Origin of the sequence: Brachybacterium sp. AOP43-C2-M15 (assembly GCF_052446295.1) — a bacterium.
GTDB lineage: Bacteria > Actinomycetota > Actinomycetes > Actinomycetales > Dermabacteraceae > Brachybacterium.
The window spans coordinates 52,278-76,299 of the sequence record NZ_JBQSWB010000014.1; the positions used below are offsets into that span (position 1 = coordinate 52,278).

The 24,022-nt window shown below is 72.3% G+C and carries 24 protein-coding genes; 15 read left to right on the top strand and 9 right to left on the bottom strand.

The features are described 5' to 3' along the window. Positions 1 to 183 precede the first annotated feature (183 nt). From ACT3SP_RS15040 to ACT3SP_RS15055, 4 genes are read left to right on the top strand one after another with little or no spacing between them, the layout of a single operon-like run. The gene (locus ACT3SP_RS15040) at positions 184 to 1,050 is read left to right on the top strand and encodes a helix-turn-helix domain-containing protein (RefSeq protein ID WP_444588114.1); all 867 of its coding nucleotides are present in this window, start codon (positions 184 to 186) and stop codon (positions 1,048 to 1,050) included. Next, positions 1,047 to 1,763, top strand: coding sequence for a ThuA domain-containing protein (locus ACT3SP_RS15045; protein WP_444588115.1), 717 nt, complete (start codon positions 1,047 to 1,049; stop codon positions 1,761 to 1,763). Before ACT3SP_RS15040 ends, ACT3SP_RS15045 begins: the two co-directional genes overlap by 4 nt. Next, complete coding sequence (locus ACT3SP_RS15050; RefSeq protein WP_444588116.1) at positions 1,748 to 2,842, top strand: Gfo/Idh/MocA family protein; 1,095 nt, start codon at positions 1,748 to 1,750, stop codon at positions 2,840 to 2,842. The genes ACT3SP_RS15045 and ACT3SP_RS15050 overlap by 16 nt, the downstream gene beginning before the upstream one ends. 55 nt (positions 2,843 to 2,897) lie before the next feature. Then, entirely contained in the window at positions 2,898 to 5,459 is a 2,562-nt protein-coding gene (locus ACT3SP_RS15055; RefSeq protein WP_444588117.1) for an alpha-mannosidase, read from the top strand. A 15-nt stretch (positions 5,460 to 5,474) separates the two neighbouring features. On the opposite strand, the gene ACT3SP_RS15060 is transcribed toward ACT3SP_RS15055, so the two are convergent. Beyond that, positions 5,475 to 5,951, bottom strand: a complete 477-nt coding sequence (locus ACT3SP_RS15060; RefSeq protein ID WP_444588118.1) for a MarR family winged helix-turn-helix transcriptional regulator — start codon at positions 5,949 to 5,951, stop codon at positions 5,475 to 5,477. A 36-nt stretch (positions 5,952 to 5,987) separates the two neighbouring features. Here ACT3SP_RS15060 and ACT3SP_RS15065 point away from each other — a divergent pair, with 36 nt between their 5' ends. Then, positions 5,988 to 6,815, top strand: a complete 828-nt coding sequence (locus tag ACT3SP_RS15065) for an alpha/beta fold hydrolase (protein ID WP_444588119.1) — start codon at positions 5,988 to 5,990, stop codon at positions 6,813 to 6,815. On the opposite strand, the gene ACT3SP_RS15070 is transcribed toward ACT3SP_RS15065, so the two are convergent. Genes ACT3SP_RS15070 through ACT3SP_RS15095 form a run of 6 tightly spaced genes read right to left on the bottom strand, consistent with a single transcriptional unit; the run spans position 6,802 to position 11,471 of the window. Further along, complete coding sequence (locus ACT3SP_RS15070; RefSeq protein ID WP_444588120.1) at positions 6,802 to 7,392, bottom strand: endonuclease III; 591 nt, start codon at positions 7,390 to 7,392, stop codon at positions 6,802 to 6,804. The genes ACT3SP_RS15065 and ACT3SP_RS15070 overlap by 14 nt on opposite strands. Continuing rightward, positions 7,389 to 8,405 (bottom strand): sulfate/molybdate ABC transporter ATP-binding protein, encoded by a 1,017-nt coding sequence (locus tag ACT3SP_RS15075; RefSeq protein WP_444588121.1) that lies wholly within the window; start codon positions 8,403 to 8,405, stop codon positions 7,389 to 7,391. Before ACT3SP_RS15075 ends, ACT3SP_RS15070 begins: the two co-directional genes overlap by 4 nt. Then, positions 8,402 to 9,172 carry an ABC transporter permease gene (locus ACT3SP_RS15080; RefSeq protein ID WP_444588122.1) on the bottom strand — a complete coding sequence of 257 codons (771 nt, stop codon included), beginning with the start codon at positions 9,170 to 9,172 and terminating at the stop codon, positions 8,402 to 8,404. The genes ACT3SP_RS15075 and ACT3SP_RS15080 overlap by 4 nt, the downstream gene beginning before the upstream one ends. Next, positions 9,169 to 9,951: a molybdate ABC transporter substrate-binding protein gene (gene modA, locus ACT3SP_RS15085; RefSeq protein WP_444588123.1), complete on the bottom strand. Its 783-nt coding sequence runs from the start codon at positions 9,949 to 9,951 to the stop codon at positions 9,169 to 9,171. Before modA ends, ACT3SP_RS15080 begins: the two co-directional genes overlap by 4 nt. Continuing rightward, entirely contained in the window at positions 9,948 to 10,370 is a 423-nt protein-coding gene (locus ACT3SP_RS15090) for a TOBE domain-containing protein (protein ID WP_444588124.1), read from the bottom strand. The genes modA and ACT3SP_RS15090 overlap by 4 nt, the downstream gene beginning before the upstream one ends. 48 nt (positions 10,371 to 10,418) lie before the next feature. Beyond that, positions 10,419 to 11,471 (bottom strand): YeiH family protein, encoded by a 1,053-nt coding sequence (locus tag ACT3SP_RS15095; protein WP_444588125.1) that lies wholly within the window; start codon positions 11,469 to 11,471, stop codon positions 10,419 to 10,421. Between the two features lie 71 nt (positions 11,472 to 11,542). Between ACT3SP_RS15095 and ACT3SP_RS15100 the strand changes: the two genes are divergently transcribed. Then, positions 11,543 to 12,451, top strand: a complete 909-nt coding sequence (locus tag ACT3SP_RS15100; RefSeq protein WP_444588126.1) for a LysR family transcriptional regulator — start codon at positions 11,543 to 11,545, stop codon at positions 12,449 to 12,451. Here the strand turns inward: ACT3SP_RS15100 and ACT3SP_RS15105 are convergent. Then, on the bottom strand, positions 12,360 to 12,887 hold the full coding sequence (locus ACT3SP_RS15105) for a hypothetical protein (protein WP_444588127.1): 528 nt from the start codon (positions 12,885 to 12,887) through the stop codon (positions 12,360 to 12,362). The genes ACT3SP_RS15100 and ACT3SP_RS15105 overlap by 92 nt on opposite strands. A 97-nt stretch (positions 12,888 to 12,984) precedes the next feature. Between ACT3SP_RS15105 and ACT3SP_RS15110 the strand changes: the two genes are divergently transcribed. The 9 genes from ACT3SP_RS15110 to ACT3SP_RS15150 all read left to right on the top strand — a co-directional run bounded on the left by ACT3SP_RS15110 (position 12,985) and on the right by ACT3SP_RS15150 (position 23,267). Beyond that, on the top strand, positions 12,985 to 13,335 hold the full coding sequence (locus ACT3SP_RS15110; protein ID WP_444588128.1) for a cupin domain-containing protein: 351 nt from the start codon (positions 12,985 to 12,987) through the stop codon (positions 13,333 to 13,335). Between the two features lie 582 nt (positions 13,336 to 13,917). Next, on the top strand, positions 13,918 to 15,012 hold the full coding sequence (locus tag ACT3SP_RS15115; RefSeq protein WP_444588129.1) for an NYN domain-containing protein: 1,095 nt from the start codon (positions 13,918 to 13,920) through the stop codon (positions 15,010 to 15,012). A gap of 70 nt (positions 15,013 to 15,082) precedes the next feature. Then, complete coding sequence (locus ACT3SP_RS15120; protein WP_444588130.1) at positions 15,083 to 15,457, top strand: DoxX family protein; 375 nt, start codon at positions 15,083 to 15,085, stop codon at positions 15,455 to 15,457. Positions 15,458 to 15,465: 8 nt separating this feature from the next. Further along, positions 15,466 to 16,434: a squalene cyclase gene (locus ACT3SP_RS15125; protein ID WP_444588131.1), complete on the top strand. Its 969-nt coding sequence runs from the start codon at positions 15,466 to 15,468 to the stop codon at positions 16,432 to 16,434. Between the two features lie 200 nt (positions 16,435 to 16,634). Then, complete coding sequence (locus ACT3SP_RS15130) at positions 16,635 to 18,281, top strand: ABC transporter substrate-binding protein (protein WP_444588132.1); 1,647 nt, start codon at positions 16,635 to 16,637, stop codon at positions 18,279 to 18,281. Then, entirely contained in the window at positions 18,278 to 19,360 is a 1,083-nt protein-coding gene (locus tag ACT3SP_RS15135; RefSeq protein WP_444588133.1) for an ABC transporter permease, read from the top strand. The genes ACT3SP_RS15130 and ACT3SP_RS15135 overlap by 4 nt, the downstream gene beginning before the upstream one ends. 1 nt (position 19,361) lies before the next feature. After that, the gene (locus tag ACT3SP_RS15140; protein WP_444588134.1) at positions 19,362 to 20,408 is read left to right on the top strand and encodes an ABC transporter permease; all 1,047 of its coding nucleotides are present in this window, start codon (positions 19,362 to 19,364) and stop codon (positions 20,406 to 20,408) included. Then, complete coding sequence (locus ACT3SP_RS15145) at positions 20,405 to 22,129, top strand: ABC transporter ATP-binding protein (protein WP_444588135.1); 1,725 nt, start codon at positions 20,405 to 20,407, stop codon at positions 22,127 to 22,129. Before ACT3SP_RS15140 ends, ACT3SP_RS15145 begins: the two co-directional genes overlap by 4 nt. Before the next feature lie 82 nt (positions 22,130 to 22,211). Continuing rightward, entirely contained in the window at positions 22,212 to 23,267 is a 1,056-nt protein-coding gene (locus tag ACT3SP_RS15150; RefSeq protein ID WP_444588136.1) for a metallophosphoesterase family protein, read from the top strand. Positions 23,268 to 23,283: 16 nt separating this feature from the next. On the opposite strand, the gene ACT3SP_RS15155 is transcribed toward ACT3SP_RS15150, so the two are convergent. Further along, on the bottom strand, positions 23,284 to 24,022 hold a 739-nt coding region (locus tag ACT3SP_RS15155), incomplete at its 5' end, for a hypothetical protein (protein ID WP_444588137.1).

Sequence of the window (24,022 nt, forward strand, 5' to 3'; positions counted from 1 at the left end):
CCCTCCTCCGAGGACCCCTGGGCGGACGTGTCGGAACCTGGTTGCGTCATTGCATCGGTCATGATGAGATTCTGCGATCCCGGGCCGCCCCGCGCGCCGTCTGCGTTGCCCTCTTTGTGTACGCAGTTGACCTGTTCTCCGGTTCCACCCGCCCTCGGACGCCTGCTGAGTACCATCGGCGGCATGCACGATGCGCGGTACGAACGCATTGAGTCCGGGGATCGCCACAGCTGGCGGATGTTCCACCGGACGGATCAGTTCGGCTACATGTGGCACTTCCACCCCGAGTACGAGATCACCGTGATCGTGGAGGGGGCGGGCACCCTGTACGTGGGGGACGCGATCGAGGAGTTCGAGGTCGGGGACTTGGTGCTGGTCGGCCCGAACCTCCCGCACACCTTCGTCAGCGACGGGCCCGCGGCCTCGCTGTGCTGCCAGTTCGGCGGGGACCTGCTGGGCGAGGGATGGACCGAGCGGCCCGAGTTCGTCGAGATCGCGCGGCTGCTGGACCGCAGCGGGCGGGGCATGCTCTTCCGCGTCGACGACCTCGAGCAGTGGTGGAGCACCTACCGTTCGGGGCCGGCACTCAGGACCCACGGGCTGCTGGGCCACCTGATCTCGCTGGCGGACCGGGAGGACGGGCACGAGCTCAGCAGCCTGCGGTACCAACCGCGCCTCGGTCGCAGCATGATGACGCGACTGGACGCGATGCTGGTCCACATCGACCAGCACATCGGCGAGCCGATCACCCTGGACGACCTGGCCGGGGTGGCGTGCCTCAGCCCGACCGCGACCAGCCGGTTCTTCCGCCAGCAGACGGGCCGCACCATCACCGACTTCCTCAACCACACGCGGATCGCCGCCGCCTGCCGCCTGCTGAGCGGCAGCGACGAACCGGTGGGCACAATCGCCTGGAGGTGCGGGTTCGGGAACCTCGCCCACTTCCACCGTCAGTTCCGGCGCGCCACGGGCGTCACCCCCGGCACCTATCGCCGACAGCCGATCCGCCTGCCCAGCAGTCCCCCGGAACGCCAGGAGGAGAGCGCATGACCACGCCGGCTTCGCGCCGCGCCCTCGTCGTGCGCGGCGGCTGGGACGGGCACGAGCCCGTCCCGACCACCGAGCACTTCGCCCGTCACCTGGAGGGCGTCGGCTTCACAGTGCAGCGGAGCGAAGGGCCCGCGGTGTATGCCGACGCCGACCTGCTCGCCGAGGTGGACCTGATCGTCCAGTGCATCACCGGGGGAGAGATCACCGGTGAGGAGATGGCGGGGCTGTCGCGGGCCGTCGCCGCGGGCACCGGACTGGCCGGATGGCACGGCGGCATCACCGGCTCGTTCCCCGGCACCGCGGACTTCATGCAGCTGGTCGGAGGAGTCTTCGCGGCGCACCCGCCCGGCCCGCCGAGGGACACGGAGGGCGAGGGAGAGGACGGCGAGCCGTCGGTCTACGTCCCGCACCTGGTGCAGTTCACCGAGGCTGGCAGGAACCATCCCGTGACCCGTGGGCTGAGCGATTTCGAGCTCGTCTCGGAGAACTACTGGATCCTCGCGGACGACTACGTCGACGTCCTGGCCACGACCACCCAGCCGGCCGGACCCGGCACGCCATGGCACCGGCCGGTGGTCTCCCCGGCGGTGTGGGTGCGGCACTGGGGGCGAGGGCGCGTGTTCGTGGCGACTCCGGGACATGACCTGGACACCGTGGCCTCACCCGAGGTCTCGGCACTGATCGGGAGAGGACTGGAATGGGCGAGCCGATGAAGGTGGCCGTGCTCGGCTGCGGATCGATCAGCGCCGCGTACTTCGCGACCCTGGCGGGACTGTCCAACGTGGAGGTCGTCAGCGTCACCGACCTCGACCGGGACCTGGCCGAGAAGGCGGCCTCCGAGCAGGGGGTGCCCCGCCGCGACCTGGCCGAGGTGCTGGCCGACCCGGAGGTCGACGCGGTCCTCAACATCACCCCGCCGCGGGCCCATGCGCCCCTGTGCATCGAGGCACTGCGCGCCGGCAAGCACGTCTACGTGGAGAAGCCATTCGCCGCCGCCGGCGAGGAGGCCGACGCCCTGCTGCGTGCTGGGCGAGAGAGCGGCTGCCGGATCGGGAGCGCCCCGGACACCGTCCTGGGCACCGGCCTGCAGACCGCGCGGCAGGTGATCGACTCCGGCACCATCGGCACGCCGATCGCCGCCACCGCCACCATGCTGAACGAGGGCTTCGAGTCGTGGCATCCGGGCGCAGCCTTCATGTACCAGCCCGGTGGGGGCCCGCTGCTGGAGATGGGGGTGTACTACATCGCCTCGCTGGTGTCGCTGTTCGGCCCGATCACCTCGGTGTACGGCCAGGGTGACCGCGGACGCGACGTCCGGATCGTGCCCGAGGGCGCGCCACAGGCCGGCCGGGAGCTGCCGGTCGACATCGACACCTTCGTCTCGGCGACCTTGCGCCACGCCGGCGGCGTCATCTCCACCCTGCTGACCAGCTACGACGTGGTCGCCACGACGCTGCCGCCGATCGAGGCCTATGGCACCGCCGGTACGGTGCTCGTGCCCGATCCCAACGCTTTCGACGACCCGGTCAGGGTGAGCGAGGGCGGGGAGTTCCGCACCGTCGAGCCGACGGCGGGCTTCGTCGGCGCGGACCGCGGCGTGGGACTCTCCGACATGGCGCGCGCCCTGCGCCGCGGCGAGCCCCACCGGCAGTCGGCCGAGTTCGGCCACCACGTCAACGACGTGATGACCCGGATCCTGGAGTCCTGCGCCGACGGCGAGGCCCGCCGCATCACCAGCACCTGCGACCGCCCCGAGCCCGTCCCGCTCGGCAGCAGACCCGATGACGACTGACCCCGGTGCACCGCCCTCCGGCCCGGTGCCGGCCCGCCCTGCCCGGAGGATCCACATGATCGGCAACTCCCACATCGACCCGGTGTGGCTGTGGCCCTGGCAGGAGGGCTATGCGGAGGCCCGCGCGACCTTCCGCTCGGCGATCGACCGGATGGAGGAGTATCCCGACTTCGTCTTCACCTGCGACCAGGTCGTGCTGCTCGACTGGGTCCGCGAGCAGGACCCGGAGCTGTTCGCGCGGATCCGCGAGCGGGCGGCCGAGGGACGGTGGGTCAACACCGGGGGATGGTGGGTCGAGCCGGACTGCAACCTGCCGCTGGGCGAGTCGTTCGTCCGTCAGGGGCTGTACGGGCAGCGGTTCCTCCTCGAACATTTCGGGGAGGCCGCCACCGTCGGCATGAACGTCGACCCCTTCGGCCACCACGCGATGATCCCGGCGATCCTGCGGGGGCAGGGGATGGACTCCTACACCTTCCTCCGGCCGGGCCCGCACGAGGCGGGCGACCTCCCCGACGCCCCCTTCCGGTGGGTGGCACCGGACGGATCGTGGGTCCTGGCCTGCCGGATCCCGTTCGAGTACTGCTCGACCGAGGGGGATCTCGCGTACCAGATCGACAAGAGCCTCGCCCAGCTCGATCGCACCGTCGACCCGCTGATGATCTTCTACGGCGTCGGGAACCACGGCGGCGGCCCCACCCGCGCCAACCTCGACTCGATCGCCCGGTACCAGCACAGGGGGACCTACGGCGAGCTGATGCTGAGCTCGCCGGTGGCGTTCTTCGAGGCGGTGCGGGCCGGGGCCCACGAGGAGGAGCTCGAGCTGCCTCGGTGGGAGGGCGATCTGCAGCACCACGCCGCCGGCTGCTACTCCGCGCACAGCGGCATCAAGGCCTGGCAGGTCAGGGCTCAGCACGCGGTGCTGACGGCAGAGCGCTGGGCGGTCATCGCCGATGTGCTGGGCCGCCGCTCGAACCCGTCCCTGGCCGATCCCCGTGTTGATCTGACCCGCGCGTGGCAGCAGGTGCTGTTCAATCAGTTCCACGACGTGCTCCCCGGCTCCGCGATCGAGGCGGCCTACGCCGACGCCCGCGACCAGCTCGGCGAGGCGATCTCGATCGCCCACCGCATCACGGCGCGCGCCCACGGCGCCATCGCCCGGAACATCGAGGTCCCCTTCCAGGAGGGAACCCAGCCCGTCCTCGTGCTCAACCCGCACCCCTGGGCGGTGCGCACCACGGTCGACATGAACTACGGGATGGATGCAGCGTTCCGTGGCGGCGTGCTCGACGCCGACGGTCACGAGGTCCCCTCCCAGACGACCCGTTCGGCGGCCTCGATGGAGCACCCCGGTCGCGGAGCCGTCGCGTTCACCGCCGAGGTGCCCGCCGCCGGGTACGCCCTGTTCCGCCTGGTTCCCGAGCGCACGGTACCGAGCACCTCTCTCACCTCGAGCGGGACGTCGCTCGAGAACGATCACCTCCGCGCGGAGGTGGATCCGGAGACCGGGTGGCTCGGCTCCCTGCTGGACAAGGGGCGAGGCATCGACCTGCTCTCGGGATCCTCCGGCGGGCACCTCCAGGTGTGCGCCGACGACAGTGACACCTGGGGTCACCACGTCGTCACCTACGCCTTGCCCGGGGAGGAGCTGGGCGTCGAACGGGTCGAGCTCGGCGAGTCCGGCCCGGTCCGGGCGTCGATCCGGGTGCTTCGGCGGTGGCGCTCCTCGACCGTGGTCGAGGAGTTCGTGTTGCACGCCGACGGGACCGCGCTCGAGGCGCGGGTGGAGATCGACTGGCGCGAGCCGATGACGGTGCTCAAGCTTCGCCTTCCCGTGGCGCTGACCGGACCAGCGGCCACCTATGAGATCCCCTTCGCGACCATGGCCCGGCCCGTCGACGGCGCCGAGGAACCCGCCCAGAGCTGGGTGGACCTCAGCGGGACGACCGCCGCCGGCCGGGCGGCAGGGCTCACGGTGATCACCACCGCCAAGCACGGCTTCGACACGAGCCCGGCGGACAGCCCGTCCCCGGGATTCAGTCCGAGCATCGGGATCACCGCGCTGCGCTCGCCGGCCTACGCGTGGAACGACCCTCGTCCGCTCGACGCGGAGTCCGACGTCGGCGTCCACGACCAGGGGCGGCAGGCGTTCCGCTACCTGCTCGTGCCGCACGACGGCGACTGGCGCCATGCCTCCGCGACCCGTCGGGCGGCCGAGCTGCGTCAGCCGGTCCGCGCTATGACGGAGAGCGCGCACGACGGGATCCTGCCCCCGCGGGCGAGCTTCGCCTCCGACGGGGGAGGGGCGGCCATGATCACCGCCCTCAAGGGCAGCGAGGGCCCCGTCGGCGGCAGCGGGGACGGCAGCAGTGCGGACGGTGAGGGCGGGGACGTCATCGTGCGGGCCGTGGAGACGCAGGGCGTTCGCACCTCGGCCGTTCTCGACCTCGACCTCGTCGGGCGCCGGCTGCGGGTCGACCTCGAGCCGTACCAGATCCGGACTTTCCGGGTCCCGCGCTCACCGCGCCGCCGGGTAAGGGAGGTCGACCTGGTCGAGCGGGACCTGGACGGTGCCCCCGCGGTGCGGTCGCGGCGGATCGCGTCGGCCCCGACCTGGTAGCGCCGCCGGCCCCCGTCACCGCGCCGGCCGCCCCTTCTCGATCTCGATCAGCGCCTGGTCCATGTGGTGCAGGACCCGCAGCGCGGCGCCGATCTCGGCCCCGGTGAGCTCGCCGCCCACCCGTCCCAGCAGCTCGCGCTCGCGGGCGATCACGGCCTCGATCGCCGCCGTGCCCGGGGGCGTCAGGTGCACCAGGTGGGAGCGGCGGTGGGCGGGGTTCTCGCGCAGCTCGACGAGCCCGGCCTCCCGGGCGTCGTTGACGGTGCGCTGGACGAACTGTCGGCTCAGCTCCTGGCCGCGGGCGAGCTGGGGCACGGTGAGGTCCCCGCCGCGCCGCAGCTGGTCCAGCACGTTGCGGACCCCGACGGAGAGCCCGCTGAGCTGCTCGTCGCGATCCACGATGCGGGCCACCCGTCGATAGACGGGACCGATCGCCACGTAGACCTCGGCGAGGCGGTCGGCGAGCCGATCGGGCGGAAGGGGTGTCGTCATGGACCCAAGTATGACACCTTAGGTGTCATGTTGCCGATGACCCAGCACCTCGAACTCCCCGACCAGCACATCGCCTACGTCGAGAACGGCCCGGCGGACGGCCTGCCGCTCCTGCTGCTCCACGGCGGCGCGGTGGACAAGCGCAGCTGGCACCCGCAGCTCACCGCCTTCCCCGACCACCGCGTGCTCGCCCTCGACGCCCGCGGTCACGGCGAGTCCTCCGATGCCGAGGGCCCGTACCGACTGGCCGACGACGTCATCGCGCTGATGGACTCCCTCGGCCTCGAGCGCGCCGTGCCCATCGGCGTCTCGATGGGCGGCGGCACCGCGACGGACCTCGCCCTCGAGCATCCGGACCGCGTCGCGGCCCTGGTGGTCATCGGGACCGGGACCAGCGAGCCGGAGTTCACGGACCCCTGGGTGCTGCAGGCCTTCGCGGACTGGAAGGAGGCCGAGCAGGGCACCGACCTCGACGCCTGGATCGCGGTCCTGCAGCGCTTCACGGCCGGTCCGCGGCGCCGGCGTGAGGACGTCGACCCCGCGGTGTGGGAGCTCATCGACACGATGGCGCGCGACACGGTCACCCAGCACCTGCGCTTCGGGCCCGACGGGCTGCCGGTGCCGCCCGTGCCCCCGACCCCGGTCGCCGACACCTGGGCGCGGCTGCCCCGGATCACGGCACCGGTGCTCGCCGTCGACGGTGAGTTCGACAGCGGCGACCATCGCGCGATGGGGCGGCGCCTGGCCCGCTCCGTCGCCGGCCCCGCGCGGTACGTCGAGATCCCCGGGGCCGCGCACTACCCGAACCTCGAGAATCCCGCCGCCTTCGACGCGGCGGTGGGGGAGCTGCTCAGCGCCCTCTGAGCTTCCCGTCCTCGACGATCAGTCCGTGGAGCTCCCCGAGCTCGGCGACCTCGAACCGAGCCCGCTCGAGCGCGGGCCCGAGCACGCGTCGGAAGGCCCGGTAGGAGGCGGGCACCTCGGCTCCGCGTGCACGCAGCAGGCGCCGCGCGTACTCGTCGCACACGAAGGCGGGCCGGGAGAAGCAGTACAGGCTGATCGCATCCGCCGTCTCCTCGCCGACGCCCTCGATCCCGATCAGCGCGTCGCGCAGCCGGGCATCGTCCAGGCGGTGCGCCGCCTCGGCCCGCTCGTCCCACCAGCGGGCCAGCGCCTGCACCCGGCGCGGCTTGGAGCGTGGGAAGCCGGCGGCCCGCACCAGCTCCCGCACCTGCTCCTCCTCGGCCGCGGCGAGGGCGGCCGCATCGAGCAGCCCTGCCTCCCGCACACGGGCGAGCGCCGTGGCCGCCTGCTCCCAGCGGCTGCGTTGGACGAGCACCGCGCCGATCGCGATCTCGAAGGGCTCCTCGCCCGGCCACCACCAGCCCTGCGGACCGTGCCGAGCGCGCAGGTCGCGGTGGAGAGCGCGCAGATCGATCATGCTCCGTAGGTTGTCACGGCCTCGGTGGGGACCGCCAGGCGCACCGCGCTGCCGGGCGCGAGGTGCCCCGAGGCGACCTGCTGCGGCGGGAGGTCCGCCGCGAGATCCCCGGTGCTCACCCTCACCAGGTCGCCGCGCGGGGCGAGGCTGCGCACCGTGCGGGGGATGCCGCCCTCGCCGACCAGGTGCACCGCCGCAGGGCGGAAGGCGGCGAGGACCTCGCCGCCGAGCACGGCCGTCGGCGGGACCTGCGCGGGCAGGCGCGCGCCGTCCTCGAGCAGCACGGACTCCCCGTCCCAGCGACCCCTGACCAGGTTCAGTCCCGCGAAGCGGGCGGCGAAGGCCGAACGGGGACGGTTCAGCACCTCGTGCGTCGGCCCCTCCTCGACCACGCGTCCCTGCTCGAGCACCACGATGCGGTCGGCCAGGGTGAGCGCGTCCAGCACGTCGTGGGTGACGATGATCGCGGTGCGCTCGTCGAGGAAGCCGCGCAGCTGCTCCCGCAGCGTCGGGGCGACGTCGACGTCCAGCGCCGCCATCGGCTCGTCCAGCAGCAGCAGCCGTGGATCCGCCGCGAGCGCCCGCGCGATCGCGACCCGCTGCGCCTGGCCGCCCGAGAGCCGGGAGGGCCGGCGGTCCGCGAGTTCGAGGATGCCCAGCTCCGCGAGCCAGCGCCGCGCCTCGGCGCGGGCCCGGGCGCGCGGCATCCCCTGGGAGCGCAGACCGAAGCGGATGTTGCCGAGCGCGGTGAGGTGCGGGAACAGCACCGGGTCCTGGCTGAGGGTGGTCACGCGGCGCCGGTGCGGCGGCACCCGGGTGCGCGCACCGCTGAGCAGGCGGCCGTCCAGCTCCACGGTGCCGCTCGAGGGGTGCAGCGCCCCCGAGACCAGCGACAGCGCCGTGGACTTGCCGGCGCCGTTGGGGCCGATCAGGGCGAGGGTCTCGCCGCGGGGGACCTCGAGCGCGAGCTCGACCGCGCGCTCGTCGACGGCGACGTCCAGCGACAGGCTCATGCGGGCACCCGCCGCCGGGCCACCGCGATCACCAGCACGGCGACGATCATCAGCACGAAGGACAGCGCGACGGCGGCATCGGGGTCGCTCTCGCGCTGGAGGTAGATCTCCAGCGGCAGGGTGCGAGTGGTGCCCTGGAGCGAGCCGGCGAAGGTGATCGTCGCCCCGAACTCGCCGAGCGCCCGGGCGAAGGAGAGGACCGTCCCCGAGAGCAGCGCGGGCATCACCAGCGGGAGGGTGATGCGCAGCAGCACCCGTGAGGGCCGCGCGCCGAGGGACGCCGCCGCCGCCTCGTAGCGGGTGCCGGCCGTGCGCAGCGCCCCCTCGAGGCTGATCACCAGGAACGGCAGTGCCACGAAGGTCTGGGCGAGCACCACGGCGGTGGTGGAGAACGCGATCTGGACGCCGAGCACCTCGAGGTGCCGCCCCAGCAGACCCTGCCTGCCGAAGGTGTGCAGCAGCGCGATGCCGCCGACCACGGGAGGCAGGACCAGCGGGATGAGCACCAGCGAGCGGAGCAGCGAGAGACCCCGGAAGCGCGAACGCGCCAGCAGCAGCGACATCGGCACGCCGAGCACCACGCAGAGCACGGCGCTGCTCGCCGAGGTCTGCAGGCTCAGACGCAGCGCCTCGAGGGAGGACTCGCTGGTGATCAGCTGCCCGAAGTCCTCCCATCGGACGCGGAGCGCCATGGCCACCAGGGGCAGCAGGACGAGCAGCCCGCCCAGCAGCGCGGGGATCAGCACCCAGCGGGGCAGCGACCTCATGCTCCGGCGAAGCCGTGCTCGGCGAGGATCTCCTGGCCCGCCTCCCCGGTCACCAGGTCCACGAACTGCCGACCCAGCTCGGGCTCGGCGGAGCCGTCCACGGTGGTGATCGGGTAGATGTTCACCGCCTCCTGCGCCTCGGGGAACTCGATGCCCTCGACGGCGTCGCCGGCCTTCTGCACGTCGGTGACGTAGACCAGGCCCGCATCGGCCTCCCCGCTGGTGACCTTGCTCAGCACGTCGGTGACCGACTGCTCCTCGCTGACCGGGGAGAGCTCGAGACCGGCCGCCTCCTGGACGGTCTGCGTGGCCGCCCCGCAGGGGACCTCGGGTGCGCAGACGACCAGGTTGAGGTCCTCCGCGGTGAGGGACTGCAGATCGGCGACGCCCGCGGGATTGCCCGCGGGGACCGCGATCATCAGCGTATTCGAGGCGAAGTCCACCGGGTCGGCCGCCTGGAGGTCCGCGTCGACGAGCTTGTCCATGGTCCGGGTGTCCGCCGAGGCGAAGACGTCGGCCGGGGCCCCCTGCTGGATCTGCTCGACGAGCGTCGAGGAGCCGGCGAAGTTGAACTCCACCTCGACCCCCTCGTGCTCGGACTCGAACTGCTCGCCGATCTCCTCGAAGGGCTCCTGGAGGGAGGCGGCGGCGAAGACCTGCAGCGTGGCGGCCTCCTCCGACGGCGGGGCGTCGGCCGCGCCGCCGCAGCCGGCGGCCAGCAGGAGGACTCCTGCCGCCGCGGTGATCGGGCGGGCCAGTCGGGACGCGACAGGGGTCATCGGGCATCTCCTCCGCGGGGCTGGTCGGGCTCTGCTTCGACCACGACATGGGTGGCCTTCACCACGGCGCTGGCGACCTTGCCGGGCTCCAGGCCCAGCTCTCGAGCGGCCTCGCTGCTCATGAGCGAGACGACGCGGAAGGGTCCGCACTGCAGTTCGACCTGGGCCATCACGGTGTCCATGACGACCGTCGTCACCAGCCCCACGAAGCGGTTGCGGGCCGAGGTGGCGGTGGCGCCGTGGAGCTCGGGCGCGACGGCCAGCTCCCGGGCGAGTCTCGCGACCTCGGTGCCCTCGAGCACCTTCCGTCCGGAGCCGTCGGCGCCGGCCTCGAGGGTTCCCCGGTCGATCCAGCGGCGGACGGTGTCCTCGCTGACCCCGAGGAAGGTCGCCGCGTCTCGTACTCGCAGTTGCGTCATGACGGAGAGTCTAGTGCCGCAGATGCGGCTCCAGGGACGGGTGGCCCTTCAGGAGGCGAGCAGCACGCCGCCGAGGGCGATCGCGGCCACCAGCGCGGTGGACAGCGCGGCGAGCGCGAAGGGGCGCGGTCCCACCTGCAGCAGCCCTCGGACCGTCACCCCGGTGCCGAGGGCGAACATCGCCGCGGAGAGCAGTCCCGTCTGCAGCAGCGAGCCGGTCCCGAGCACGACGGCGGGCAGCGGCACCAGGGAGCGCAGCAGCACCATCACCAGGAAGTCGAGCACGAACAGCGGCACCAGGGGCGGCCGCTTCCCGTCGGCGGCTCCGCGGCGGCGCTGCTGGAGGCTGAGAACGGCCATCACCGGGGCGAGCATCACCACGCGGGCCAGCTTGACGATCACCGCGAGAGTGAGGGCCGCGCCGCCGAGCGCTCCGCCGGCGGCGACCACCTGGGCGACCTCGTGGATCGACGCACCCGCCCAGGCTCCGGCCGCCTCGGGCGGCAGCTGCAGCAGGGCGGCGACGGCGGGGACCAGGGCGATCATCAGGGTGCCGCACAGCACCACGAGTGCCACGGCGGTCACGGTGCTCTCCTCGCGCTCGTCCTCGGGGTCGGTCACCCCGGCGGCGGCGGCCACGGCCGCGGCGCCGCAGATCGAGAAGCCGCAGGCCACCAGGAGGGTGAGACCGCGATCGACGCCCAGCGCGCGGCCCAGGGCGATGGTGCCCAGGATCCCGCCGCCGACGACCGCGACCACGACCAGCAGCATCGGCGCCCCCAGCGCCAGCAGGTCGCCGAGCACCACCTGCAGCCCCAGCAGCACGATCCCGGCCCGCAGCAGCTTCTTCGCGGCGACGGAGAGTCCCGGGAGGAGGGCGGCCGGGAGCGCGGAGACGTTGGCGAGCACGATGCCCACCACGATCGCGATGACGAGCGCGCTGATCCCGGGCAGGGCACGGGACAGCAGGATCGACCCGGCCGCGACCAGCAGGGAGAGCAGCAGCCCCGGAAGGACCGAGGAGCGCCGGGCGCCACCGGACGGGGACGAGGGCCGGGGCGTGGACGGGGACGGCGGGACGGCGGTGGCGGTACCTGGCATGGTCGCCACGGTTCCACCCGGACCCTCCTCCCGGTAGACAGCAGTTCGCGACCAGGGCATATGATCGCGATATGACTGAGCCGCTCCCGAACCTGCAGGCTCTCGCACTGTTCGTCGCGGTCGTCGACGAGGGCGGGATGGGCGCCGGGGCGCGACGGAGGGGCATGCACCAGCCCAATGCGACCCGCATGATCGCCCATCTCGAGGCGCAGGCGGGCACCGCGCTGCTGGAGCGCGACCCCCGCGGTTCCCGACCCACCTCCGCCGGCCTGCTGTACGCGGCCCATGCCCGCGAGCTGCTCGCCGCGGCCGAGGAGTTCTCCGCATGGCTGCGACTCAGCCGCGACGAGGGCGCCCGGGAGCTGACGGTCGGCGCGAGCATGACGATCGCGGAGCACCTGATGCCCGCCTGGCTCACCGAGCTGCGGCGCAGCAGCCCCCGGGTGCGGGTCGAGCTCGAGGTGCTGAACTCCACTCGCGTGCTCGCGGGGATCCACACCGGTCATCTGAGGCTCGGATTCGTCGAGACCCCGCACGTCCCCCGTGGTGTCCACGCGATGACCCTGCGGGAGGACGAGCTCGTCGCGGTCGTCGGGCCCGAGCATCCCTGGGCGCGGCGGGAGCGGCCGCTGGAGCCCGCTGAGCTGGCCGGGACCCCGCTGGTGGTGCGCGAGGGCGGTTCCGGCACCCGCGACGCGTTCGAGGAGCTGGTGCCCGCGGCCGCGCGGACCGCTCCGGTCCAGGAGCTCGGCAGCAACGCGGCGGTCCGGATCGCGGTGGCCTCCGGCGCAGGGCCCGCGGTGCTCAGCATGCTCGCGGTGCGCGCCTCGCTCGAGACCGGCCAGCTGCACAGGGTGCCGGTCTCGGGCCCGCCCCTGCGTCGTCTCCTCACCGCGGTGTGGAACGGTCCCCGGCGACTGAGCGGTCCGGCCGCGGACCTGGTCGCCGTCGCCGCCGCGCGGCCGCGAGCGGACGGCTGAGCAGAGCGGCGAGCAGCCCGCACACGGCGCCCACCCCCGTGCCGGTGACCAGGCTCGAGAGCGCGGCGAAGGAGCGCACCACGATGGCCTGCACCGTCGGGTCGAGATCCGCCAGGTTCCCTCCGAGCGCGGGCGGCGCGCCTGCGAACGCGGTGCTCCACAGCAGCTGATGGGTGAGGGCCAGCAGCACGCCGTAGAGCACGCCGACGCAGAGGAGGGTGAGGAACGGTCGCGGGACCCGTCGGGCGAGCACCACGGAGATCCAGACCAGCGGCGGCACCACGACGAACACGTCGTTGACCGCCGTGCCCTCGTGCAGCACGCCCAGGTCGTGGAGGATCACACGGGGCACGCCCAGCAGGGCGAGCCCGACCAGCGCGGCCGGGGCGAGCGGCGTGGAGGGCGGTGCGGCGAGCGGCGGGGGAGCGGCGTTCATGCCGAGAAGACTAGGAAAGCCCTGGTCGCCCTGCATCGGGCGGAGGTCGCCCCCGGTGTACGTTCGGAGGCGACATCGACCCTCGGGAGCAGACGACATGCCGATCCTCACCAATACGTCCGAGCAGCCCGGCACCCCGCGCCGCGGCGCCGTCTGGTCCATCGCCGAGCCCGGGCGCGAGCTGGACTCGAACCTGATCCGCCTGCCCGCCGGGGACGCCATCCCCGCGCACGTCGGCGCCGAGGTCGACACCCTGGTCCACGTGGTGCGCGGCGACGGCGTGCTGGTGCTCGAGCACGGCGAGGAGCCGCTGCGCCCCGGGGACGTCGCACTGCTGCCGCGACGCACGGTGCGCGGCTTCCGTGCCGGGGAGGACGGCCTCGAGTACCTCACCGTGCACCGTCGTCGGCAGTCGCTGCGGATCCAGGATTCGTCGAGCAGCGCCTGAGCCCGCCCCTTCCCGCGTCCCTCCTGCGAGGCTCTCGCGCGGGTGCGGGAGAGATTCCGCGCTCTGTGTCCAACCCCTCCGCACCCCGTGTCGGAGACCTCGATCATGCGGGGGAAGGTGATGTCGAGGAAGGTCCGTGGAGGACCTCCGTGACGTCTCCGGCGGGTATCCGGAGAATGGGGATCGACGGCCGTGGACGGAGCGCCTCTGTGGAGGGGCGGCCGCCGTCCCCTCCACGGCGACGGACCGTCGGCAGCGGGCGCCGAGGGCGCGCCGACGGACATCGCCCCTGGTGAGCCCGAGGTGCTGGGTCCGGTGCGTGACCGTCGGCGGGCGGCGGGGGCGACGGCGAGGGGGAGGTCGCCGAGTCGGGGACCGGTGCGGGAGAGGCGACGGAAGAATGTCCTGGGGAATGTCCGCACGGCGCCCGAGGGCAGTGCCTCAGGAACGGATCCGGGGCGGTGTCGGCGTCCTGCAGAACCTCCTGCGCTCCGCTCGACGTCGTGGTGGGAGGAGCCGTCTCCCGCCCGTCCCGACGCGCGCCGGGCCGCAGTCCGTCCCCGCACCGGGCAGACTGGGGCCATGGCAGAGACACAGGATTCCCGCGTCGCCGTCTACCTCGACTTCGACAACATCGTCATGTCCTGGTACGACCGCGTCCACGGGCGGCAGGCATACAGCCGGGACCGCCACCGCATCGCCGAGGACCCGACCGAGCCGGAGATCGCCGAGCGGCTCGCCAAGGCGACCGTCGACGTCGGCGCGATCATCGACTTCGCGGCGTCCTTCGGCTCGCTCATGCTGACCCGGGCCTATGCGGACTGGTCCTCGCCGGTCAACGCCGTCTACCGCACTCAGCTGGTGGCCCGCGCCGTGGACCTGGTGCAGCTGTTCCCCGCGGCCGCCTACGCCAAGAACGGTGCGGACATCCGCCTCGCCGTCGACACCGTCGAGGACCTCTACCTGATGCAGGACCTCACCCACGTGGTGATCGTCGCCGGGGACTCCGACTACGTGCCCCTCGCCCAGCGCTGCCGTCGCCTGGGCCGCTACGTGATCGCGATGGGGGTGGCGGGGTCGACCGCGAAGTCGCTGGCCGCGGCCTGCGACGAGTTCGAGTCCTACGAGAACCTGCCCGGCGTGGAGCGACCCTCGAAGCCGCAGAGGTCGCGCTCGCGTCGCAGCGGCACCGGCGAGAGCGGCGGGAGCACCGGGAACGGCGGCGTCGACGCCACCGCCGACGCCACCGACGCCGCCACCGCTGCCGACGCCGCCACCACCGCCGGAGCGGAGAAGCCTGCCGCCGACGAGCCCGGGAAGGGCGCCTCGCGCAGTCGTTCGCGCCGCTCCGCGGACGCCGATGCGAGGGCGCGCGTCGCCGAGCGCGCCGCCCAGGAGGCGGCGGATGCCGCGGAGGACGCCGAGGACGACGAGAGCGCCGAGGATCCGCGCGAGGCGGCGACCCGGCTGCTCCAGCGCGCCCTCCAGCTCGGCGACCGCGGGGACAGCGAGTGGCTCCACGCCTCCGCGGTGAAGTCCCACATGCGCCGGATGGATCCGTCCTTCAGCGAGAAGGCGATCGGCTTCAAGTCCTTCAACGACTTCCTCAAGGGCAATGCGGAGATCGCCGAGCTCGAGGAGAGCGGCCACGAGCGGCTGGTCCGCGCCCGGGACTGACCACCCCTCGACGTGACACGCGACACACGGAGCGCGATACTGGGGGACCCCCGTCCGAGGAGGCGCACGTATGACCCTGTTCCTGTGGATCCTGGCCTTCCTGCTCGCCGCCGTGTTCGCCGGCTCCGGCGCCGCCAAGCTCGTCGTCGGTCGCGAGCAGCAGATCGACCGCACCCCCTACGTCGAGGACTTCCCCCAGTCCGTGATCCGCGGCATCGGAGTGCTCGAGATCCTCGGCGCCTTCGGGCTGATCATCCCCGCGCTGACCGGGATCGCCACGATCCTCGTGCCGATGGCGGCCGCCGGTCTCGCGATCACCATGGTGTTCGCGGCCCTGGTGCACGTCCGTCGCGGCGACGGGCCGCTGGCCGCGCTTCCCTCGATCGTGCTCGCGATCCTCTCGGTGGTGATCGCCTGGTCGCGCTTCGGTCCCTACCCCCTGTGAAGGACGCCATGAACGCCCTGGACGTGATCCCCTGGCTCCTCGACACCGACCCGGCTCTGCGCTGGCAGGTCGAGCGGGACCTGCTGGACCTGCCCGAGGAGCAGTGGCAGGCCACGCGGGGCCGCATCACGCGCGAGGGGTTCGGCGCCGCGCTGCTGTCCCGCCAGGACCCCGAGACCGGGCTGTGGGCCGGAGGCGCCTTCTTCCCCGCCGGCTTCCTCGACGACCCCGCGAACCAGCAGCTGCCCGGCCAGCCCTGGACCGCGACCACCTGGTCGCTGACGATGCTGCGCGAATGGGGCGCGGACCCCGCGCCGCTGCTCGCCCGCGACACCGCGGGGAAGCTCGCCGAGCACGCGCACTGGGAGTTCGATCCCTCCCTGCCGTACTGGGGCGGCGAGGTGGACGTGTGCATCAACGCGATGACGCTCTCCAACGGCCTCTGGCTGGGCGTGGACGTCGCGCCGCTGGTCACCTGGTTCGTCGAGCACCAGATGGACGAGGGCGGCTGGAACTGCGAGTGGGAGGACGGGTCCACGCGCGCGAGCTTCCACTCGACGCTGAACGCCCTGCGCGCCCTCGAGGACCACGAGCGGCGCACCGGCGGCACCGAGGCCGCCCGCGCCGCACGGCGGGCGGGGGAGGAGTACCTCCTGGAGCGGGACCTGACGCGCCGCCGCACGACGGGCGAGATCGTCGGCCCCTGGGTGGACCACTTCCTCTACCCGCCGCGGCACATCTACTCGGCGCTGAGGGCGCTGGACCACTTCCGCAGCACGGGCCGTCGCGACCCTCGCATGCAGGCGGCGGTGCAGATGGTGCACGACGCGCAGCAGGCCGACGGCACCTGGCTGCAACAGCACGCCCTGGAGGGCGAGACCTGGTTCGAGGTCGACGTGCCCGTCGGGGAGCCGTCGCCCTGGCTGACCATGCAGGGGCTGCGGGTGCTGCGCTGGTGGCATCGGGTGGAGGACTGAGGATCCGTCGCGGGAACGGCACGGACCGGGCGCGCCCATAACGTTTTCGTCACGGGGACCGCCATGCCGACCCAGTGCGCGGCGAGGGCTCCGGACCCTGTTAGGTTGCAGGCCACCCCTCGGTGCGCTGCGTCACATGCGGCGCGCCCACGCTGACGACGCCGTGACCCCGCGGCGCCTCCCCCATCCCTGGAGGACCCATGTTCGACGCCGCCCTCACCCCCAAGCGCCGCACCGTGCTGCTCACCATGGCCGGTGTGCCCGTGCTCCTGACCGCCTGCGCGGAGACCACCGACAGCGGGGACGGCGGCGGCTCCGGCGGCGGAGGCGGCGGAGAGGCGCTGACCGTCGGCACCACCGACAAGGTCACCGCGCTCGACCCCGCGGCCGCCTACGACAACGGCTCCTCGACGGTGTGGACCCAGTGCTACGCCTACCTGATGAACACCTCGATCGGCTCCGAGGACGGCGTGCCCGAGCCGGACCTCGCCGAGACCGCGGAGTTCACGAGCGACAACGTGTACACCGTGACCCTCAAGGAAGGGCTCACCTTCGCCAGCGGCAACGAGCTCACCACGGAGGACGTCAAGCACACCTTCGACCGGCAGCTGGCGATCGCCGATCCCAACGGGCCCTCGAGCCTGCTGGGGAACCTCGAGAAGGTCGAGATCATCGACGACCTCGTGGTCGAGTTCCACCTCAAGGAACCGGGCGACCAGACCTTCCCCTACGTGCTGTGCAGCCCGGCCGGGCCGATCGTCGACGCCGAGGTGTTCCCCGCCGACGAGATCCTCCCGGACGACGAGATCGTCGCCGCCGAGGCGTTCTGCGGCCCCTACACGATCACCAGCTGGAAGATCAACGAGCTCGTCACCTTTGAGGCCTTCGACGGCTACCAGGGCCTGTTCGGCACCCCCGCCACCACGAGCGTGTCGATGTCCTACTACGCCGACCAGAACAACATGAAGCTCGACGTCCAGCAGGGCAACATCGACTGCGTGTGGCGCTCGCTGTCCGCGACCGACGTCGCCGACCTCGAGGACGACGACGCCGTCGCCGTGCACGACGGGCCCGGCGGCGAGATCCGCTACATCGTGTTCAACTTCCACACCAATCCCTACGGCGAGGACACCGACGAGGCGGATCCCGACAAGGCCCGGGCCGTGCGCCAGGCCGTCGCGGACCTGCTGGACCGCCAGGCGATCGCCACGTCGGTGTACAACGACACCTACACCCCGCTGTACTCCTACATCCCCGAGGGCCTGCCCGGCGCCGGCACCCAGTTCCAGGACATGTACGGCGACGGCTCCGGCGGCCCGGACCCCGCGCGCGCGAAGAAGCGCCTCGAGGACGCGGGCGTGGAGACACCGGTGGCGCTGAGCCTGCAGTACAACCCCGACCACTACGGCAACTCCTCGGGCGACGAGTACGCGGCGGTGAAGAACCAGCTCGAGGCCGACGGGCTGTTCGAGGTCGACCTCAAGTCCACCGAGTGGGTCCAGTACTCCGACGACCGCGTCTCCGACGTGTACCCCGCCTACCAGCTGGGCTGGTTCCCGGACTACTCGGACGCGGACAACTACCTCTCGCCCTTCTTCGTCACCGAGAACTTCCTGGCCAACCACTTCTCGAACCCGGAGGTCGACGACCTCATCGCGCAGCAGCGCGGCACCGAGGACCCCGACGAGCGCGAGGCGCTGTTCGTGCAGATCCAGGACATCGTGGCGGAGGAGATCTCGACCCTGCCGCTGCTGCAGGGCGCCCAGATCGCGGTCTCCACGGCGGATCTCGAGGGCGTCACGCTCGACTCCTCCTTCAAGTTCCGCATCTCGCCGCTGTCCAAGTGACCGCCGCTGCCGACACCGAGGTCCAGGATCCGCCCCGGCGCTCGCGGAAGCGGGCGTCGGGGGGTCTGGGCCGCTACGTCCTGGTCCGCTTCCTGCTCATCATCCCCACCGTCCTCATCCTGATGACCGTGGTGTTCTTCCTGATGAGGATCACCGGCGACCCGATCACGGCCGCCCTCGGCGGCCGGCTCACCCCCGGTGAGCTCGCAGCCCGCCGCGCCGAGGCGGGCTACGACCGCCCGCTGATCGTGCAGTACTTCGATTATCTGGGCGGCGTGCTGCGAGGAGACTTCGGGACCACCTACACCGACCGCACCCCGGTCACCGAGATCCTCACCACCTACGGGGCGGCGACCTTCGAGCTGGTGATGTACGCGGTGGTGGTCGCCCTGCTGATCGGCGTGCCGATGGGCATGGTGGCGGCCCGCACCCGTGACCGCTGGCCCGACGCGGTGCTGCGGATCGTCGCGATCCTCGGCTACGCCACCCCGGTGTTCTTCGTGGGCCTGCTGCTCAAGCTCGTCTTCTCGGTGGGCCTGGGCTGGCTCCCGGTCGCCGGGCGGATCTCCACCCGCGGCGAGATCACCATGAGCACCATCCTGAACCCCAGCCCGTTCTACCTGCTGGACGCGCTGAGGCTGGGCAATGTGCCGCTGCTGATCGACGTGGCCAGCCATGCGGTGCTCCCCGCCGTGGCGCTCGGGATCCTCACCGGCGGCATCTTCCTGCGCCTGGTGCGCACGAACATGATCGGCACGCTGGAGATGCAGTACATCGAGTCGGCGCGCTCCCGCGGCGTGCCCGAGTCGCGCCTGACCACACGGCACGCCCTGCGCCCCGCGCTGATCCCGATCATCACCGTGATGGGCATGCAGGTCGCGATGATGCTGGGCGGCGCGGTGCTCACCGAGACCACCTTCGAATGGAACGGGCTGGGCTACATGCTGGCCCAGTACATGAAGGCCCGCGACTACGTCGCCGTGCAGGGCATCGTCATGATGCTCGCGGTCATCGTGGCCCTGTCCAACTTCGTGGTCGACGTGATCGCCGCGCTCATCGACCCGAGGGTGAGGTACTGAGATGACCCTCTCGAACCCTGTTCCGCCCGGTGAGGGCGGCGACGCCCATGCCGAGCTGGCGGCCGAGGCCGCGACCGTCGCCCAGACGGCCCGCTCGCCCTGGTACCTGCGTCTGCCGATCGTCAGCCACCTGCGCCGCAGCGTCGGACTGCAGCGGGGGATGCTGATCGCGGGCCTCGTGCTGGTGGGCGTGCTGCTGGCCACCGCGCTGCTCGCGCCGCTGCTGGCGCCCTACGGCTTCGCCGACACCTCCGACGGCGCCGGCGAGTCCTTCGGCACCCAGCAGTCCCCGTCGGCCGCCCACCCGCTGGGCACCACGGTGACCGGTTTCGACGTGCTCTCCCGCGTGATCTGGGGGACCCGCACCGCCGTCGCCGTGATGGCGTGCGCCGTCGCCGCGTCCCTGTTCATCGGGGTGGCGCTGGGCCTGCTGTCCGGGTACGTGGGCGGCTGGCTGGACCGCGTCCTGGTGATGGTCGCCGACGCGATCTACGCCTTCCCGTCCCTGCTGCTGGCGATCGTGATGTCGATCGTGATCTCCGGCGGGCAGTCCGATGCCTGGGGCGGCATCCTCGCCGCGGCGCTGTCGATCACCGTGGTGTTCATCCCGCAGTACTTCCGCGTGATCCGCGCCGAGGTGGTGCGGCTGAAGGCCGAGCCCTTCGTGGAGGCCGCGAAGGTGGTGGGCACCGGGCATCGCCGCATCATGGGCACCCATCTGCTGCGCAACGCCACCCGCACCCTGCCGCTGATCTTCACCCTCAACGCCTCGGAGTCCATCCTCACCCTGGCGGCGCTCGGCTTCCTCGGCTTCGGCATCGAGCCCACCAGCGCCTCCGAATGGGGCTACGACCTCAACCGTGCGATGGCCGACGCCACCAGCGGGATCTGGTGGACGGGGCTGTTCCCGGGCCTGGCGATCGCGCTGTCCGTCCTCGGGGTGACCCTCGTGGGCGAGTCCGTCAACGACCTCAACGACCCGCGTCTGCGCACCCGCCGCAAGCGCCGACGCGCACGCGAGAGCGCACGGAAGGAGGCGACGGCATGACGGACGCACCCGCGCGGACCCCCGCCGATTCCCCGGGGGCCGTTCCGCCCCGCCTGGCCATCGAGGACCTCGACGTCCACTTCGCGACCGACGGCGGCGACGTGCACGCCGTGGACGGGGTCAGCCTCGAGGTCGCGCCCGGAGAGATCCTCGCGATCGTCGGCGAGTCCGGCTCCGGCAAGTCCGTCACCGCCCGCTCGGTGCTCGGTCTGCTGCCCGAGACGGCGGACGCCGCCGGCTCCGTGCTGGTCTCCGGCACCGACGTGGTGAGCCTGTCCGGGGCGCGGCTGCGCGCCCTGCGGGGCGAGGACGTCTCGATGATCTTCCAGGAGCCCTCGAGCGCCCTGAACCCCGTCTTCCCCATCTGGTGGCAGATCGGGGAGGGTCTGCGCGCGCACCGGCCCCGGATCAGCCGCAAGGAGATCCGCACCGAGGCGATCTCGGTGCTCGAGTCGGTGGGGATCCCCGACGCGGCCGAGCGCATCGACCGCTACCCGCACGAGTTCTCCGGGGGCCAGAAGCAGCGCATCATGATCGCGATGGCCCTCGCCCTCGGCGCGGAGCTGATCGTCGCCGACGAGCCGACCACCGCCCTGGACGTCACCGTGCAGGCGGAGATCCTCGACCTGCTGCGGGACGTGCGGGACCGCTTCGGCACCTCCATCATCGTGATCACCCACAACATGGGCGTGGTCGCGGACCTCGCCGACTCGGTCGCGGTCATGTACCACGGCCGCATCATCGAGCGCGCCGGGGTGAAGGAGCTGTTCGCCGAGCCTCGCGAGGAGTACACCAGGAAGCTGCTGGCAGCGGTGCCGCACCTCGGGCGCCGCTCGGCCTGGACCGCGCTGGACGCGGCCCAGCAGCAGGGGATCGAGGACGCCGCCCCCGTGGTGGTCGCGAGGGACCTCGTGATCGAGTACCCCGGTCGACTCGGCAAGCCGCCGTTCCGCGCCGTCAAGGGCGTGGACTTCACGATCCGCGCCGGCGAGGTGTACGGACTGGTGGGGGAGTCCGGCTCCGGCAAGACGACCATCGGCCGCGCCATCGCGGGCCTCGAGCGCACCACGGGCGGCAGTCTGCAGGTGCTCGGGCACGAGATGAACGGGGTGCGGGAGAAGTCGTTCAAGCCCGTGCGCCGTCGGATCGGCTTCGTCTTCCAGGACCCGGCGACCTCCTTCAACCCGCACCTGACGATCGAGCAGTGCATCGCCGAGCCGCTGGTCGTGCATGAACCGGGACTGGCGGCCGGCCGACGCACCGCGCGGGTGCGCGAGCTCCTCGAGTCCGTCGAGCTGCCGGGCGCCTACGCGGGCCGGTACCCGCACGAGCTGTCCGGCGGGCAGCGGCAGCGGGTCTCCCTGGCCCGTGCCCTGGTGCTGGATCCGGAGCTGCTGATCGCCGATGAGCCCACCAGCGCGCTGGACGTCTCCGTCCAGGCGACCGTGCTCGAGCTGTTCCGCGCACTGCAGGAGAGGCTGAGCTTCGCGGCGCTGTTCATCAGCCATGATCTCGCGGTGGTGGACTCCCTCGCCCACCGCATCGGAGTGCTGTTCCGCGGGGACCTGGTCGAGGACGGGCACGGCCCCGACGTGCTGCAGCGGCCCCGGCACGAGTACACCCGGAAGCTCATCGCCTCCCTCCCGGTGCCGGACCCCGTCGAGCAGGCAGGGCGGCGCGAGGCCTTCGCCCGGGAATGGGGGCGCGAGGCGCAGGGGTGAGCGATGGCCGAGCAGGACGCCCGCGGCGACCTCCCGGCGTGACCTCGCGCAGGCGCTGCGGCTGATCCGAGATACTGGGACGGTGCGCCCACAGCTCCGCTTCCGCGACGACGGCACCTTCACGGCCGTGCAGTTCAACGACACCCAGGACTCTCACCGCACCGACCGGCGCACCATCGCGCTGCAGGAGGCCGTGCTCGAGGACGTCCGCCCGGACGTCGTCGTCCTCAACGGGGACGTCATCGACGGCTCGCCGTCCACGGCGCTCGAGGCGAAGCAGGCCATCAACAACGTGGTGCGTCCGATGGAGGATCGCGGGATCGCGTGGGCGCTCACCTTCGGCAACCACGACGAGGACTCCTCCGAGCGCACCGGGCTCGACGAGGCCGCCTACCTCGCCTTCGTCGGCCAGTACCGCTGCAACGTCAACGCCCGTCAGGCCGAGGGGGTCACCGGCACCGGCAACCAGCTGCTCACGGTGCGCTCGGCGGACGGGTCGAGGGACGCCTTCGCGCTGTGGCTGCTGGACTCCGGTCGCTACGCCCCCGCGCAGATCGCCGGCCAGGACTTCGAGGGCGGCCCCGCCTGGGACTGGCTGCGCCCCGACCAGGTCGGCTGGTACCTCTCCGCCTCGCAGGAGCTCGAGCGTCGCACCGGCGCCCCGGTCCCTGGCCTGGTGTTCCAGCACATCCCTCTGTGGGAGCACCGCTTCGCCTGGTTCGCGAGCGTCGACTCCCGCGCCGATGCCGACCACGCCCGCGCGGTGACCCGGCACCGGATCACGGGGGAGCGGAACGAGGAGGAGAGCCCGGGCCCCTTCAACTCGGGGATGTTCGCCGCGATGCTGCACCGCGGCGACGTGCGGGGTCTCTTCGTCGGGCACGACCACGTCAACAGCTACGTCGCGGACTACTACGGGATCCTGCTCGGCTACGCGCCCGGGACCGGTTTCGGCGCCTACGGCCTGGACGGCGAGGAGGTCCACCGCCTGCGCGGTGCGCGGGTGTTCCACCTCGACGAGGACGTCGACGGGGTCCTCACGGGCACCGGTCTCCGCCTCGCCGGGGACTACGGCATCGATCTCGGTCCGACGCCCCGGCCCGGCGAGCCCGCGGAGTTCCCGCACGGGGTGCGCTGAGGCCGTCAGGACCGGCTCAGCTCCAGGTGACGGGCAGCTCCGGGTCGGCCATGTCCACCGAGGGCGTGCTGATGCCGCCGCCGAGCCACAGCTCGCAGGTCCCGGTCTGGCCGTCCTTCGTGCACTCGATGGTCGTCTCCACGGAGCCGACGGACTCCCCCCGCACAGACGTGGGCTCGTCGGAGGAGGGGGTGGCCTCCATGGTGTCGATGCTGCGCTGGGCCTCCTCGGAGAGGGTGCGCTGCACGGTGCCCTCCGTCATCGTCCATCCGTCACTGCTGGTCTCCGGCACCGTGCCCATGCCGCACCCGCCCTCGAGCGTGTCCGCCTCGAGGCAGTCGTCCACGGCCGACTGCACCGCACCGCGGAAGGCGGACAGCCCGTCCTCGGTGAGCACGGCCTCGGGCCACTGCGGGGAGGTGTGCTGCTCGCCGACGAGCAGCGGCTCGTCGGAGTCCGGGGCGAAGTGCTCGACGGCATAGGCGATCTCGTAGCCGCCGGGCAGCAGGTAGAGATCCTGCTCCTCGCCGATCTCGACCCCGTTGATGGTCATGCCCAGTCCCGCGACCTCGTCGCCCGTGCGCACGGTCGCGCTCGCCTCGATGAGCTCGACGATCCCGTCCCCGTCGTAGTCGTGCACGGAGAGGACGTCGGTGAAGGGCTCCCCGCCCACCGTGAAGGAGACCGGGACCTCGCCGTCGGGGGATCCGCCCTCGGCCATCTCGGGCGTCCCGATCTCGACGTCGGCCACCGGG